Annotated in this window: 18 protein-coding genes and 4 tRNA genes; 10 read left to right on the top strand and 12 right to left on the bottom strand. The window is 41.7% G+C overall.

All coding sequences use genetic code 11. The features are described 5' to 3' along the window. Positions 1-74: 74 nt before the first annotated feature. From L3V43_RS06100 to L3V43_RS06085, 4 genes are all read right to left on the bottom strand, one after another. A tRNA-Val gene (locus L3V43_RS06100) sits at positions 75-151 on the bottom strand. A gap of 11 nt (positions 152-162) precedes the next feature. Beyond that, positions 163-239 (bottom strand) — tRNA-Val (locus L3V43_RS06095). Positions 240-363: 124 nt separating this feature from the next. Then, positions 364-1,359, bottom strand: a complete 996-nt coding sequence (locus tag L3V43_RS06090) for a DUF3080 family protein (RefSeq protein WP_102056701.1) — start codon at positions 1,357-1,359, stop codon at positions 364-366. Continuing rightward, on the bottom strand, positions 1,334-2,692 hold the full coding sequence (locus L3V43_RS06085) for an MATE family efflux transporter (protein WP_102056702.1): 1,359 nt from the start codon (positions 2,690-2,692) through the stop codon (positions 1,334-1,336). The genes L3V43_RS06090 and L3V43_RS06085 overlap by 26 nt, the downstream gene beginning before the upstream one ends. 175 nt (positions 2,693-2,867) lie before the next feature. On the opposite strand from L3V43_RS06085, the gene L3V43_RS06080 reads away from it, so the two are divergent. Beyond that, positions 2,868-3,509, top strand: a complete 642-nt coding sequence (locus L3V43_RS06080) for a riboflavin synthase subunit alpha (protein WP_237116155.1) — start codon at positions 2,868-2,870, stop codon at positions 3,507-3,509. Between the two features lie 124 nt (positions 3,510-3,633). Here the strand turns inward: L3V43_RS06080 and L3V43_RS06075 are convergent, their stop codons facing one another. Both L3V43_RS06075 and L3V43_RS06070 read right to left on the bottom strand, forming a co-directional pair. Further along, a complete protein-coding gene (locus tag L3V43_RS06075) occupies positions 3,634-3,837 on the bottom strand; it encodes a CPXCG motif-containing cysteine-rich protein (RefSeq protein ID WP_010604612.1) in 204 nt (67 codons plus the stop codon). A 70-nt stretch (positions 3,838-3,907) separates the two neighbouring features. Further along, the gene (locus tag L3V43_RS06070) at positions 3,908-4,762 is read right to left on the bottom strand and encodes a fructosamine kinase family protein (protein WP_237116154.1); all 855 of its coding nucleotides are present in this window, start codon (positions 4,760-4,762) and stop codon (positions 3,908-3,910) included. A gap of 125 nt (positions 4,763-4,887) precedes the next feature. Between L3V43_RS06070 and L3V43_RS06065 the strand changes: the two genes are divergently transcribed. Further along, a complete protein-coding gene (locus L3V43_RS06065; protein ID WP_010604614.1) occupies positions 4,888-5,580 on the top strand; it encodes a hypothetical protein in 693 nt (230 codons plus the stop codon). A 64-nt stretch (positions 5,581-5,644) separates the two neighbouring features. Here the strand turns inward: L3V43_RS06065 and L3V43_RS06060 are convergent, their stop codons facing one another. Then, positions 5,645-5,989, bottom strand: coding sequence for a DUF3718 domain-containing protein (locus L3V43_RS06060; protein WP_102056705.1), 345 nt, complete (start codon positions 5,987-5,989; stop codon positions 5,645-5,647). 442 nt (positions 5,990-6,431) lie between these two features. Between L3V43_RS06060 and L3V43_RS06055 the strand changes: the two genes are divergently transcribed. Both L3V43_RS06055 and L3V43_RS06050 read left to right on the top strand, forming a co-directional pair. After that, positions 6,432-7,814 (top strand): amidohydrolase, encoded by a 1,383-nt coding sequence (locus L3V43_RS06055; RefSeq protein WP_010604616.1) that lies wholly within the window; start codon positions 6,432-6,434, stop codon positions 7,812-7,814. Positions 7,815-7,826: 12 nt separating this feature from the next. After that, positions 7,827-9,056 (top strand): amidohydrolase family protein, encoded by a 1,230-nt coding sequence (locus L3V43_RS06050; protein ID WP_235367492.1) that lies wholly within the window; start codon positions 7,827-7,829, stop codon positions 9,054-9,056. Positions 9,057-9,108: 52 nt separating this feature from the next. On the opposite strand, the gene L3V43_RS06045 is transcribed toward L3V43_RS06050, so the two are convergent. Genes L3V43_RS06045 through L3V43_RS06025 form a run of 5 tightly spaced genes read right to left on the bottom strand, consistent with a single transcriptional unit; the run spans position 9,109 to position 11,125 of the window. After that, positions 9,109-9,438, bottom strand: a complete 330-nt coding sequence (locus L3V43_RS06045; RefSeq protein ID WP_045989037.1) for a TusE/DsrC/DsvC family sulfur relay protein — start codon at positions 9,436-9,438, stop codon at positions 9,109-9,111. 5 nt (positions 9,439-9,443) lie between these two features. Then, complete coding sequence (locus L3V43_RS06040; protein ID WP_102056707.1) at positions 9,444-9,698, bottom strand: DsrH/TusB family sulfur metabolism protein; 255 nt, start codon at positions 9,696-9,698, stop codon at positions 9,444-9,446. After that, positions 9,695-10,054, bottom strand: coding sequence for a DsrE family protein (locus L3V43_RS06035; RefSeq protein ID WP_237116153.1), 360 nt, complete (start codon positions 10,052-10,054; stop codon positions 9,695-9,697). Before L3V43_RS06035 ends, L3V43_RS06040 begins: the two co-directional genes overlap by 4 nt. After that, positions 10,051-10,404, bottom strand: a complete 354-nt coding sequence (gene tusD / locus L3V43_RS06030; RefSeq protein WP_010604621.1) for a sulfurtransferase complex subunit TusD — start codon at positions 10,402-10,404, stop codon at positions 10,051-10,053. The genes L3V43_RS06035 and tusD overlap by 4 nt, the downstream gene beginning before the upstream one ends. A gap of 55 nt (positions 10,405-10,459) precedes the next feature. Continuing rightward, entirely contained in the window at positions 10,460-11,125 is a 666-nt protein-coding gene (locus L3V43_RS06025) for a Bax inhibitor-1/YccA family protein (protein WP_010604622.1), read from the bottom strand. Between the two features lie 297 nt (positions 11,126-11,422). Between L3V43_RS06025 and L3V43_RS06020 the strand changes: the two genes are divergently transcribed. From L3V43_RS06020 to proQ, 6 genes are all read left to right on the top strand, one after another. Beyond that, a tRNA-Ser gene (locus L3V43_RS06020) sits at positions 11,423-11,513 on the top strand. Between the two features lie 42 nt (positions 11,514-11,555). Then, positions 11,556-11,646 (top strand) — tRNA-Ser (locus L3V43_RS06015). A gap of 172 nt (positions 11,647-11,818) precedes the next feature. Next, entirely contained in the window at positions 11,819-12,196 is a 378-nt protein-coding gene (locus L3V43_RS06010) for a hypothetical protein (RefSeq protein ID WP_010371562.1), read from the top strand. A 121-nt stretch (positions 12,197-12,317) separates the two neighbouring features. Further along, complete coding sequence (locus tag L3V43_RS06005; RefSeq protein WP_010604624.1) at positions 12,318-12,776, top strand: GAF domain-containing protein; 459 nt, start codon at positions 12,318-12,320, stop codon at positions 12,774-12,776. Next, positions 12,776-13,054 carry a hypothetical protein gene (locus L3V43_RS06000; protein ID WP_102056709.1) on the top strand — a complete coding sequence of 93 codons (279 nt, stop codon included), beginning with the start codon at positions 12,776-12,778 and terminating at the stop codon, positions 13,052-13,054. The genes L3V43_RS06005 and L3V43_RS06000 overlap by 1 nt, the downstream gene beginning before the upstream one ends. Before the next feature lie 15 nt (positions 13,055-13,069). Next, on the top strand, positions 13,070-13,720 hold the full coding sequence (gene proQ / locus L3V43_RS05995; RefSeq protein ID WP_010604625.1) for an RNA chaperone ProQ: 651 nt from the start codon (positions 13,070-13,072) through the stop codon (positions 13,718-13,720). Positions 13,721-13,728: the final 8 nt, after the last annotated feature.

The raw sequence follows: 13,728 nt of genomic DNA, 5'->3' as shown, positions 1-13,728 counted from the left end.
TTCTTTATTTGAATTAAATCTAAGGTTGGTACAATCGAATGGATTCTTATTAGATAAGACTGAATATTTAGGATTGGTACAACCGAGTGGATTCGAACCACCGACCCCTACCATGTCAAGGTAGTGCTCTAACCAACTGAGCTACGGTTGTATTATAAGATTTGGTACGACCGAGTGGATTCGAACCACCGACCCCTACCATGTCAAGGTAGTGCTCTAACCAACTGAGCTACGGTCGTACAATAACATTCGTTTATTAATTGTTTTCAGGTCTGTGCCTGTCAACGCGTTGTAATATATAGTGACTCAGCTAACGGATCAAGCGGCTTTCAGTAATTTTTTGATTGTTTGCCTTTTTTTTGTTCATACTGGAGGGATTTCACACAGCTCGTAAAATTTTTTCCACCATTTTACATGTGCTTTCGCAGAATCTTTAAGGTTATCCAAGTGTTGTTGAAGCGTGAGCGGATCGGCAAGGTTATTATTTTGATACAATAGGTGAATAGGCTGCCAGGCAGCGATCAACTCTTCCGTAGAAAGAGATAGCATTGCCTGATACGGCTGAAGAATGGATAAATAATACTTGTTAAAGATATTGTTTATGATCTGTGCCTGGTTTTTATTTCCGCCGCTTTTGCAAATGCCATCTTTTAGCCTAAGTTGTTGTAATTGGCGTGTAGTCGCATTATTCAGCTGAGTCTGTTTACGGACGCTTGTAACCAAAGATGAGACAAATCGCTGAGAAAGCACTTTTAAAGCGGGTGTGAGCGTGTCTGGGCTGAGATTTTCTGGCGTATCCATGTTTATTACCAGCTCTGCGAGCTCGTTAACGGCCTCTAGCATGTTGCTGTGGGCTGCTGGCAACTCTAGTGGTACTTCTTCAGCGATTAACAAACTCAAACTTGCCAACTCTCTTTCAAATGTCATCATATGAAGAAAGTGGCGTGGAAGCTGTTGTTTCTTATCCTGTACTGCTTGAGTTAATGTTTGTTTCAGCTCGTCGCTCGTGTTTGGATGCTGAATGCAGTGAGGAGCTTGCTGAATAAATAAGATGGTGTATTTCAAGCGTTCACTTGGGTAACTTACTTTCCCTAATTGATTATTGTGCGCAGCGATGAGATTTGTGACTTTGCAGTGTCCAGCGGTCGCGATGTCTAACATAGAGATAGTTAGCTCACTTGTCGGCAATGGCACTTTTTCGACCTCCGGATTGTAAAGTGGCGCTGGGAGTACCACCTCTATGTCAGTTGCGCTCGCCAAACGTTGTTGATATTCAACGGCAATATCGGTCGGCTGCTTGCTGCAACCGGCCAAAGTAAAAAGTAATAGCGTACTAGCTATTCGCTTGACTAATCTCAAATTTCACCCGTTTGTTTACGCATGTCACCAATAATACTGCCGCCGTACTCAAGCCAATAATAATACCAATCCAGAAGCCTTGAGGACCCATTGCAGGCGTTATTAAATCGGTCTTTGCTAATACATAGCCTAATGAAAAGCCAATTAGCCAATATGATACAAAGGTAACCCAAGATATTGGCTTAGTATATTTTAGCCCCCTTAACACACCATTTGCCGAGACTTGTAATGCATCGGGCAACTGATACAAACAAGCCAGCACCATAATGCTGGTTGCAAGAGCGGCTACTTCAGTATTGTTGGTATAGAGCCAAACAATCTGATCTCTTCCTATATACGTAATGAGTGCGACAAATAGAGCAATTAAGGTGGCCAAAAGAAACGCGGTATTCACCGAAAGCTTAAGTTGGTCTAAGGCTCCTTGTCCAGTTAGGTTACCGATCCGGATGGCAATAGCCATCGACAAACTTAATGGCATCATAAACAGCATTGTAGTGACGCTGGCTGCAATTTGGTGACCGGATACGGAAATAGGACCTAGATCTGCAATAAATAATGGAATGCACGCAAATAGCGTGACCTCAAAGAAGGTAGCCAGTGCAATTGGGAAACCAAGTGCTGCAACATATTTCATCATAGTTAAACTCGGTTTGGTAAAACCGCTAATGAGGGCCTTTCCATCTATGTGTTTACTGTTCAAGCTATACACCCACTGTGCAATTGCCATTGACCAAAGCACGATGGATGTAGCGAGGCCACAGCCCGCACTACCAAGCGCTGGCGCGCCAAATTTACCATAGATGAAAATATAGTTAGCAACGACATTGATACAAAGACCAACAATACTGATGTAAAAAGCAGGCTTTGTTTGGCCAACCCCTTCGGTGACATTGCGGTATACCGTAAAGATCAAAAAGCCCAAGAGGCCCCATTTCACAAAATCAATATAGCCTTGAGCGAGGGCCTGAACATTCTCACTTGCCCCAATATTTGAAAAAACAATAGAAGTAAAGTTCGCTAAAACCAAACCGACGGTAAAAAGCGCTAAAGCGAGATACAAGCTTTGCTGGAAAAATCGTTTGATCCCTGCGGGGTCATTAGCACCATGGCAATGCGCAACAATACTCGTAAGTGCAAGTAAGATCCCTTGTAAACTAAAAATCAAAGGGTTCCAAACACCCGTAGCAATAGAAAGAGCAGCTAAGTCTTCAGCACTGACTTGACCTGCCATCATCGTATCAACGACGGTCATTAAGACTAAAGTAACTTGAGCGAGAAAAACGGGGATCGCAAGTTGAAGCAAGCGCCTGGCTTCCCAAGTTGAAAAATTCATGGTGAGATACTACTTAAGGCGTAAAAACGTTAGTTTATTTTAGTGCTTTGTTTTTAGCAAAATTTTGCGGCTAGCAGTCGCAACTATTTTTATCTAGTCGGATATTCAATACAAATTAAGTACATCTCTTAGTGCGATTTCGCTACAATCTCAAGGATAAATTAAGAGGGTAGATATGTTTACAGGAATTGTTCAAACAAAAGCGACGGTGGTGTCGGCGAAGCAGGTCGATAATATTTTAAAATTAGTTATTTCTGTTGGTGCTGAATACCTCGATAAGCTGACCTTGGGTGCGAGCATAGCAATTAACGGATGCTGCCTAACGGTGGTGCACTTCGAACAGCCAGAAAATGACGTGGTAGGGCAAGTTTGCTTTGATGTGATTGATGAAACATTGAGACTCACTAATCTAGGTGAAGTACTAAGAGGGTCACAGGTAAACTTTGAGCGCTCGATGACATTTGGTACAGAACTCGGCGGTCATATAATTTCAGGGCATATTCAAACAAGCGCGAATATCAGTGAAATACATCGCAACGAAGGCAACTGTAGGATGCATGTAGCATTGTCAGAAACGTGGCATAAGTATGTTATGTACAAAGGCTTTATTGCGGTAAATGGTGCGAGTTTGACTGTGGGGGAGCTTGATCACACCGGCTTTTGGTTACACCTAATACCTGAAACGCTGGCGCTTACCAATTTGGGTACGATGCGTGTGGGAGATACTGTGAATATAGAGGTTGACCAACAAACCTATACGATTATTAATACCGTTGAAAACTACATGAAGAAGCAAACTCTATTGAAGCACAACTAGTACCTTGCCCGAGTAACGCCCTTTACCTCTATTTGCAGGTACCAAAAGCATTAGCTAAGGTTGTGTCAACTTGATAAGCAGCTCGCAAATGGGCTGCCCGTAATCTATAGCGTTTCTGCTTTGATTAAAACACTTGTTCGTCGTCGCTATCAACCCTAAGTTCAAGCTTATTGTGCAGTTGGTCTAAGTGCATATTTAGGTGTATTGGATTGCAACAAGCAGCACAGTCTTCGTAGTAGTCCTGATCGCCTTCACTTGTATCAAGATTGACAAAAATATGATGTCCACAATGCGGACATTCAATACGTTGTTGATATAGGTTTTTCATTGGCCCTCCACCTGAATTGGCCAAACTAAATACCTTTTAACTATAGCGCATTGTGACGAAAATATGGCAGTTATTTGAGCAGGGCTTGCACTTGTTCTGCCGCATCCCGTATGTACTTGCCAGCAAACAAGTTTGCTTGCACCAGAAGAGGATATAAGCGATAAATGTCTAAACGCTCAGATGAATTTTCTGCGAGTGGATAGATAGACTCGTAACCACGATAGAAGTCATCTGGTAGTGGAGCGAATAACGAAGCCATCGCAATATCAACTTCTCTATCACCATAATAGCAAGCAGGGGAAAATAGCACGGGTTTTTGATGGCTAAAGCCAATGTTACCATGCCAAAAATTACCGTGAACCAGAGACGGTTGAACTTGGTGCGGAAGAAGTGGCTTAAGCTGCTCCACAAATGTGTCGATATCAGTGAGGATAATCCCTTTTTCAGCGAGCAGTTGTAGTTGCCAACCAATTCTTTCCTCAGCAAAAAAAACTTCCCATTTTTTGTGCCATTGATTTGGTTGCGGCAGCTCATGAATGTAATTGTCTTCTTCTAGGCCGTACATTTCCTGTTCATGACGTTGGTGCATTTTAGCAAGGCTTTGACCGCACTCAAGCCAGTTTTCATTGCGATGATCTAGTTCTAACCATTCCAGTACAATAAAACAAAATTCAACACTCGTACCCAGTGTTATTGTATCGGCCACGAGGAAATCAGAGTCGCGAATAAGCTTTTCACGATTAGATGCTTCACACTCAAATCGCTCTAAAGCTTGAATAGGAGCTACTTTGACCAAAAATTGATGGGTATCGTCTGCAATCTTATAAAGTTTTTTAGACCCATAACTTTTTAAGGTTTGCTTCGAAGAAAACTCAAAAGCGTCATGGAGAGATTCAGAGATTTGTTGGTTGACTTTGTTCCACATAAGTTAGATCCAACATATTCACTTACTCTAAAATATGGTTGAAATTCTCAAGATCACAAATACTTGAGGCCTTTTTCTAAAAAAAATAAAATATCATGTCTGTCATTTTATCCAAGGGAAGTACATTGAATAAAAATATCATCACCAATCTACTGGCGATACTGCTAACCGGTACTGGCTTCGCACTGGAAAACGATGTGTTGTTTTCGGTTGGATTGTTTGCACTATCTGGTGCAATGACGAATTGGTTAGCGGTACATATGTTATTTGAGAAAGTGCCTTTCCTCTACGGTTCAGGGGTTATCACGCTTAAATTCGAGTCGTTTAAAACGTCGATTCGAGAGCTCATCTTGAGCGAGTTCTTTAGTAAAGAAAAACTAGAAAAGTTTCTCGGCAAGGAGCACCCAAAGTTTGACTTGGCACCTATCGCTAATAAAGTCGATTTAAATCCTGCGTTCGACCGTTTGTTAAGTGTGATTGAGGCGTCTCAATTTGGCGCGATGTTACAGATGTTTGGTGGGACTGAAGCTGTACAACCGTTGCGAGAACCATTTATAGAGAAAATGCGATTAGCAATAGTTGAGCTTGGTGAACAGCCAGAGTTTGATGCTGCAATTGGTGAGTCACTCAGTAATGGCCTACTTGGCGATGATTTACATCAAACCATTGAAAAAGCGGTAGATGAGCGACTTAATGAGCTAACGCCGCAAATGGTAAAGGAAATTGTACAAACCATGATTAAGACTCACTTAGGTTGGTTAGTTGTGTGGGGTGGGGTTTTCGGTGGTCTATTTGGGTTGTTGGCTGCAATCGTATAGTAGAAAAAGGCGTAGTCAGGGATTGCTACGCCTTGCTTTTTTGTTTACAAACATGTCGACATGCCTACTTTGAACCTGAGACAAAAATAGTCTTTTGGTCTATTTGAGCGATGTCTTTGATGCTGGTCCGTGTACTGCTGTCTACACCGAGGAAATCAGCGGCTTTGTTGAATCCATAGGTGGCTGCAAATTTACCGATTGGCATATCATTACAGTGTAGTTTTTCCTCGACAACTCGTTTTTTGAGGTGGTTATCTTTAATGGTGTGGAACAGGTGGATTCTATTGTCTTTGACAACCGACATACAAACTTTGGTGGCTCTGCTATCATCCGCAGCAACAAAATCTGCTGCAGAAGTTGTACCTACTACTAAAAGCGAGGTTGCACATACTAAATTTAACAGTTTCATGATTAGCTCCTTGGCTATCTCTAGGACACGTTATTAGTATTGCGAAAGTTTCCATGTAATGCTGTAAACCAAGTAATTCTGAATGTAATAGAGTATGTCAAATGTGTACCAGAATTCTAACTGCATGTAAAATATTGGATTATTTTATTTCTGAAGATACAGATAGTTGAAACTTTTTTTGCTATAAAATACTATTATCGATAATTTAACACCTCATTCTTACATTTACCTCTTATCTGCTACTTGTGTGTCAAAACGTGTCAATATAGATGCTAATTTACATTTTGTAATGGCAGCTAAGCCTTTTCAAATTACTCACTGATGACAACATGCGTTATAATATCCGGACGTTCGTCGTAATTACTTGTGACTGAAGCTCATAATTGCGTAAAGTGCGATGGCATGAGTTAAAGTCACAAAAAAACAATAGAGATGACAAAAAATGTATAAATTTGCTCCCTCCATAGTCGTAGCTGGCATTGCCGCAGCTTTGATGGGCTGTCAGGATAATGGCCCACAAAAAGAAAAAGTTACCATAGAGAAAAACCCATACCCAAGTACTTACAAGCCTGTACCTTCTCAATCAACCCTAATCACTAATGCAACCGTTCTGACCGGAACCGGTGAAAAGATAGAACAAGGTGATGTATTTATTGTTGACGGTAAAATCAAGCAAGTTGGTAAAGACCTATCTGTCACGGCAGATATTACCATTGATGCTGAAGGTAAATGGGTAACACCTGGCATCATCGATGTACACTCTCATTTAGGGGCTTACCCCAGCCCAAGCGTAGAATCGCACAGTGATGGTAATGAAATGATTAATCCTAATACTTCACAAGTATGGGTTGAGCATTCTGTATGGCCGCAAGATCCTGGCTTTAACCGAGCTAGAGAAGGGGGGATCACCACGCTACAAATCTTACCTGGCTCTGCAAACCTATTTGGTGGTCGTGGTGTTACCTTAAAGAATGTGCCAGCACCAACAATGCAAGCAATGAAATTCCCAGATGCGCCATATGGATTAAAGATGGCATGTGGTGAGAATCCAAAGCGTGTATATGGCTCCAAAGGTGTTGCCCCTTATACTCGCATGGGTAACATGGCAGGATACCGTGAAGCTTGGATTGAAGCTGGTGAATATAAGCGCGCTTGGGAACAGTACGAAGCCGAATATGCTGCTGGCTTGAATCCGGATGCACCAAAACGTGATATCAAGTTCGATACGCTTCGTGGTGTGTTAGATGGTGAAATCTTGATCCATAACCATTGTTACAAAGCGGAAGAAATGGCAATGATGATTGACTTGTCTAAAGAGTTTGGTTATCACGCAGGAACCTTCCACCACGGTATTGAAGCATACAAGATTGCTGATTTGTTAGGTGAAAACGGTAACTGTGCAGCGCTGTGGCCAGATTGGTGGGGCTTTAAGATGGAAGCCTATGATATGGTTCAGGAAAACGTTGCAATTGTTGATGCAGTGAAAAACTCATGTGCAATTGTTCACTCGGATTCAGATACCACAATTCAACGCTTGAATCATGAAGCCGCAAAAGTGATGAACACGGCTAACCAGTCTGGCTTTAACATCAACGAACAGCATGCAATTAAATGGATCACCTCGAACGCTGCTAAATCGTTAGGCATTCAGGATAAAACAGGATCGCTTGAGCAAGGCAAACAAGCCGATGTAGTAATTTGGAACACCAACCCGTTTAGCGTGTACTCTCGTGCAGAGCAGGTCTTTGTGGATGGTGGTAAAGTCTATGATCGTCACGATGAAAAATATCAAGCGGTTAGTGATTTTATGTTAGGTCAAAAGTAAGGAGTTGATGAGATGAAAACCATGAAACTAACCATGATCACTAGCGCATTGCTAGCTCACTCTGTTGCTTTTGCCAATGTTACCGCAATTACTAATGCAACGATCCATACCGCGACAGATGCTGGCGTACTTGAAGGTGCGACCTTAGTTATCGAAAACGGTAAAATAAAAGCGATTAACCCAGATAACGTGACTGCTGATGTAACGATTGATGCCAGCGGTAAGGTTGTGACTCCAGGTTTTATCGGCTCAATGAACCAACTTGGTTTAGTTGAAGTTGGTGCTGTTGCTGCTTCTCGTGATGCTGGTGATGACGATGCCGGCGCAGACTTTGACGCAAGCACCGCATTTAATCCACGTAGTAGCTTAATTGCCTATGCAAGGAAAGGCGGTGTAACGCAAAACTTTGTCGCGCCTTGGGGTGGTAAAAGTGAGTTTGCAGGGCTTGGTTTTGTTGTTGACTTATCTGGTGAATTTAACAGTGTGACCGACAAGCAAACAGCGTTAATTATTCATCTGGGTGCCAAAAGCAAAGGGTCTCGTGCAAAAGCGTTAGATAACGTTGTTAAAAAGTTTGAAGCACAGCAAGAAAAGCTTGCTAAGAAAGACAAAAAAGACGAGGGAAAACCGAGTTCAGAAGAACAGGTGTTAACTCAAGTGCTTGCGGGTGATATGCCTGTGATTGCGACGCTTTCAAGAGCGTCGGATATTCTTGAAGCGATTAAGCTAAAAGAAAAGTTTGGTTTAGATCTGATTATTCAGGGGGCAGATGATGCGGTAGTGGTCGCTGAGCAATTAGCTGAGGCGAAAGTACCAGTTATTTTGAGTGCGGTATCAAACCTACCAGCTAGCTTTGACTCAATGCATGCAAGTCTAGATAACGCAGGTAAGCTTGAGAAAGCAGGTGTCAATGTCATCCTGTCAATTGGTGGTGATGGTAGTCATAACGTCTACCAGCTACGTTTTGATGCAGGTATTGCTGTAGCAAATGGCATGAGTCATGAAGGCGCACTTAAGGCGGTTACCGCTAACCCTGCGAAAGCACTGGGCATTGATGGCGGTGTGATTGAAGCAGGTAAACGTGCAGACATCGTAATGTGGAGTGCGGATCCTTTCGAATTCAGCACCACAATCGATAAAATCTGGATCAATGGTGAGGAAGTGTCTACTGAGTCACGCCACGATAAACTAAGAGACAGATATACGACAGATTCTGATATGCCAAGAGCGTATACGAAGTAATGTTTTTATACAGGGCCTCATTTGAGGCCTTTTTTAATTCGGTTGTCCCGTCCTAAATACACTTGGCGGGTTTTGGCAACCCCGCTATTTTTGTCGCTTGTTTGGCTGGACCTTTTGGAAATAACTTATACAAATAGATGCTATTGCCTTTATCCTCGCCTAGTGCTTTAGCCATTGCCTTTACCAGCATACGGATCGCGGGGCTGGTATTGTATTCGAGATAAAAATTTCTCACAAACTCAATGACTTCCCAATGTGCATCTGAAAGCTCAATATTTTCTTCTGCGGCTAGAAGTGGTGCTAAATCTTTAGTCCATTGAGTATGGTCTAGCAAATAGCCTTGTTTATCTGTCTCGATAGTTTGGTTGTTAAATTCTAGCATGATGATTACCAAGTAATTGAATTGTTCATAGTCATGGTCAGCTCAACCCAATCTTTGTCAGAAATAAGCTTTACTCCGGCTTCTGGGACAATACCTCTGGCACTGGCGCAAGTTTGCAGCATCACCACATTTGCATCTCCAGCTGAGATACGCGTTTGCCCAAAGCAGCCATCATTACATAATAAAATTGTGTCTTGATGGGATACAAACTGCAGCTGATCGCATGCTTCTATACTAGAAATAATATGTAGCGTACTCATAGTGTCACCACAAAGTCATGTTGTTTGATTAACGCAAGGATTTCATGTTGATTTTTGATTTCAGTAGCAACAGCAAGGGAGTGTACCGATACGTTAAACTCCTCCATCGCTGACTGACAGACATAAACCCGCTCGACATCATAAATTTCCAGAGTTTTTAATTGCTTAAACATGTCTTTTAAACCCAGTATTGGCGCATTGAGGGTTTTCTGGAGCGATAGCACAGCGGGACCGGTAAAAAGCCAACTTACTTGTTGATCAATCGCTGCATAGATTAGTGCGACATCCAGCGCTTCTTTCAGGCTATTTTGGTCAAATGGACTGGTTTGAGAAATGATTAACACGTTTTTACTCATTTAAACTGCATCCACTTATCAGACTTACTCGAGATCATGGCAAACTCCGCAAGGCCAGCAACGGTGAAAGGGCTAACGTCTTCGATGCTAACGCCGCGTTTTTCCGCAGCTGTGACACACAGCAACAGGGGGATCCCTTTATCTTTGATGCGTTGCCAAAGTGCGTTGACTTGCAATTCGTCGGAAGCGTGTACGATATTTTGACTGGCGTGATAAACACCATCTTGGTATAAAAAGATACACGCGATTTGATGGTCACTTTTAATAGCGGCATCGACATACCGTTCTAGTAAAGTTAACTTTGACTGTGCAGCTACGCCAAAGTGAACTGATATGGCTATTTGACTCAAATTTTACTCATAAAAAAAGCCCCGTAATGGGGCTTATTTTATCAGAAATTCTGAGTTAGTCATCCGACGCGCCTAAAAGGGCAAGGATACTGGTAAATAAGTTATAAATACTTAAATACAAGCTCACAGTTGCAAGCACGTAGTTTGTCTCGCCGCCGTTGATAATTCGGCTTGTATCATAAAGGATAAAGCCAGACATTAATAACACGACTGCCGCGTTAATTGCCATAAACGCGATGCTAGATCCAATGAACAAGTTTACTAGGCTTGAGATAATAACCACGATTAAACCAACCGTTAAAAAGCCACCCATAAATGAGAAGTCTTTTTTCGTAGTTAGTGCATAAGCTGATAAACCGAAGAAAATTAACGCTGTTGTGCCAAGTGCTTGTGCTATCAACATGCCACCATTTGGTAGTGCAGCATAGTGATTAAGCATAGGCCCAAGGCCGAAGCCTAAAATACCAGTAAATAAGAATACAAGACCGATAGCAGAAGATGAGTTTGCTTTTTTACCGATAACAAAAAGCAAACCAAATGCAACTAATGAACAAACAATACCGGTAAATGCTGGTAATGCCATTGTCATTGAAATTGCGGCTGTTACTGCACTAAACGCTAATGTCATTGCCAACAGGAAGTAAGTGTTTTTCAACACTTTGTTTGTTTCCATTGTCGACATGACAGGTTTTGCAGTGTTGTATGAATGATTGAATGCCATGATTCAAGCTCCTTAATAAAACATGCTGATCCCAAAAATAACTAAGATAAGAGTATCAATTGTTATATGTTGGGGCAATGATTTCTGGATCAATATCTGTCGTTAATTGGGTCTCTACAGTAATATTTACTCAATACGTAAGACTTTGAATATTTTCAAAAGTTCGCTGAAATATCTAAAATACGCATAATTTTGACTGGTTCTTAGACGATTGAGCCAAATTTTACGCAAATGATCAAATAATTGAAAAAAAAGCTTCACAAGCGCATAGGGATTCTCTATTATTCGCCCCGCTGCGGAGAGATGGCTGAGTGGTTGAAAGCACCGGTCTTGAAAACCGGCATACGTTAATAGCGTATCTAGGGTTCAAATCCCTATCTCTCCGCCACTTATTTTAGATTCGTGCTATTAAGCGTGGATCATAGGTTTTGGAGAGATGGCTGAGTGGTTGAAAGCACCGGTCTTGAAAACCGGCATACGTTAATAGCGTATCTAGGGTTCAAATCCCTATCTCTCCGCCACATTTAAAGCCCTCATATTTGAGGGCTTTTTTGTTTCTGATAACAGAAATCTCCGGTCACCAATATACTCTCGATAAAAATACCTATTAGACCAAAGTCGGCTAGTGCAGAGGCACTGCTTGCACAATACTCAGTAGTGTTGAATGAATAATTAGTGTAGAGAGTGTTGAATATGAAACAAGTTGGCAAAGGAGTAGGGTTCTCTTTATTATCACCGTTAATCGTGGGTGGTGTGCTTGGGATTTACTACAGCTTTACACTCGGTCGCAGTGAGATGTTCTTTAACTTACTACTCAGTGCAATTTCTAACGCATACATCGTTGGTCTTGCTATGTGCCTATTCGTTGTTCCCGGATATATCCTTATGTTTAGGTACAACAAGGTGCAATATGGTGGTCTGTTAACACTGGGCTTACTTGGTGGTGCGGTATTTAGCTATCTTTTCGCTGCACAATCGGGTGTCGGTTTTATTGTTAACGCCTTAATGTCAATGCTCGCAGCGGGGCTATTCTTGTTTGGTTTGCGGGCAGGTCATCGTAAAACTGAGTGATAATTAACCGAGCAGTCTCAGTTTTACAGATAATTAATACTTTTTCAGTCGAAAAGGTTTTAATTATTTCTCCGAAAGAGTACCTTTAGCTTTTGTCGTTCAATTCGTGAATTTGATGGTAATGCAAAAGCAAGACTTTTATCAGACTTTAGTTAAACAGGCTCAAGGGCTAATCAGTGGTGAACACAATGTGATTGCCAATATGGCAAACTTGAGTGCGCTTTTATTTACAACTCTTGAAGATATCAACTGGGCAGGCTTTTATCTTATGGATAGCGCTGAAGAGTTGGTTCTTGGGCCATTCCAAGGCAACCCAGCCTGCATCCGAATTCCTGTTGGTAAAGGGGTATGTGGCACAGCAGCTGCAACTTGTGAAACGCAATTGGTTGAGGATGTTCATGCGTTTGCAGGCCATATTGCTTGCGACGCAGCATCAAATTCAGAAATCGTGATCCCTGTTTTTAAAGATAATAAAGTGATTGCCGTGCTAGACATTGACAGTCCTAGTCTGGCAAGATTTGACGAGCAGGATAAGATCGGATTAGAAGCGTTAGTTAAAGTGTTTGAGGAAACGCTTTAATGAAAGATATGCTTCAGGTACAAGATTATTTGTTTTCTTACGCCGATGTTGGTGATTGGGAAGGCGAAGAAGAAGTTGTTGCAGAACGCTTAAATGAACTTATTCATCACGCATGGGATTTACTTCCCGAAGATTTAGACTGTGACACAATAGATAGGCTCATAGAAGGTATTTGGGAACATCTTCGCGGTGATTTAGCGCTTCTTGAAGCAGAGATAGAAGAGCTAATTGACTGGGTTACACACTATATAAACTCGTCGCTCGATGAGCAGATGTAATTAATAGGTTTAAAAATGGAAACCACAAACAAGCTAAAAGACACAAATGAAGTATTAGACTTCTTATTTTCAGAATTTCCTAACTGCTTCAAGCAAAAGGAAGGGATTAAGCCATTAAAGGTTGGTATTTTCAAAGATATCGCTGAGCGTATTGAGGGTTCTGACAAAGTCAGTAAAACCCAAGTACGTCAAGCGCTTCGTAAATACACTTCAAACTGGCGTTATCTCGAAGCAGTCACTAAGAACGAGTTTCGTGTAGACCTAGACGGCAATCAGGCTGAAAAGGTTGAACAAGAGCACGTTGAACACGCAGAAAAAGCATTGGCCGAGAGCCGTGCCAAAATGGCTAAGCGTAAAAAGCCGCAGCGTCCAAACAATCGCGATGGCGAAACAAAATCTTACAAAAAGAAACCTCACTCAAGGGATCGTCAAGACCAAAAACGCCCTAAAATGAGTAATAAACCTGCTGAAGTTAAACCTAAGCGCAGTGGTAAAGTTGAACCTTTACCGGCTGAACAGGTCAAGGTTAATAACAAAGTTAAAGTTAAACTTGGTCAAGCGCTTGTTAACGCTACTATCACTGAAGTCAAAAATGATGAAGTGCACGTAGAGCTTGTAACAGGAATGCAAGTTAAAACTAAAGCAGATAGCCTATATATTCAGTAAGGAGTTGT

It is taken from the genome of Pseudoalteromonas sp. L23 (assembly GCF_021728455.1).
Classification (GTDB): domain Bacteria; phylum Pseudomonadota; class Gammaproteobacteria; order Enterobacterales; family Alteromonadaceae; genus Pseudoalteromonas.
This window is presented reverse-complemented; position numbering and strand designations above follow the sequence as displayed.

Coding starts and splice junctions, on each gene's coding strand:
- L3V43_RS06085 (WP_102056702.1), bottom strand. CDS start 2,692: ATGAATTTTTCAACTTGGGAAGCCAGGCGCTTGCTTCAACTTGCGATC.
- L3V43_RS06080 (WP_237116155.1), top strand. CDS start 2,868: ATGTTTACAGGAATTGTTCAAACAAAAGCGACGGTGGTGTCGGCGAAG.
- L3V43_RS06075 (WP_010604612.1), bottom strand. CDS start 3,837: ATGAAAAACCTATATCAACAACGTATTGAATGTCCGCATTGTGGACAT.
- L3V43_RS06070 (WP_237116154.1), bottom strand. CDS start 4,762: ATGTGGAACAAAGTCAACCAACAAATCTCTGAATCTCTCCATGACGCT.
- L3V43_RS06060 (WP_102056705.1), bottom strand. CDS start 5,989: ATGAAACTGTTAAATTTAGTATGTGCAACCTCGCTTTTAGTAGTAGGT.
- L3V43_RS06055 (WP_010604616.1), top strand. CDS start 6,432: ATGTATAAATTTGCTCCCTCCATAGTCGTAGCTGGCATTGCCGCAGCT.
- L3V43_RS06050 (WP_235367492.1), top strand. CDS start 7,827: ATGAAAACCATGAAACTAACCATGATCACTAGCGCATTGCTAGCTCAC.
- L3V43_RS06045 (WP_045989037.1), bottom strand. CDS start 9,438: ATGCTAGAATTTAACAACCAAACTATCGAGACAGATAAACAAGGCTAT.
- L3V43_RS06040 (WP_102056707.1), bottom strand. CDS start 9,698: ATGAGTACGCTACATATTATTTCTAGTATAGAAGCATGCGATCAGCTG.
- L3V43_RS06035 (WP_237116153.1), bottom strand. CDS start 10,054: ATGAGTAAAAACGTGTTAATCATTTCTCAAACCAGTCCATTTGACCAA.
- L3V43_RS06025 (WP_010604622.1), bottom strand. CDS start 11,125: ATGGCATTCAATCATTCATACAACACTGCAAAACCTGTCATGTCGACA.
- L3V43_RS06010 (WP_010371562.1), top strand. CDS start 11,819: ATGAAACAAGTTGGCAAAGGAGTAGGGTTCTCTTTATTATCACCGTTA.
- L3V43_RS06005 (WP_010604624.1), top strand. CDS start 12,318: ATGCAAAAGCAAGACTTTTATCAGACTTTAGTTAAACAGGCTCAAGGG.
- L3V43_RS06000 (WP_102056709.1), top strand. CDS start 12,776: ATGAAAGATATGCTTCAGGTACAAGATTATTTGTTTTCTTACGCCGAT.
- proQ (WP_010604625.1), top strand. CDS start 13,070: ATGGAAACCACAAACAAGCTAAAAGACACAAATGAAGTATTAGACTTC.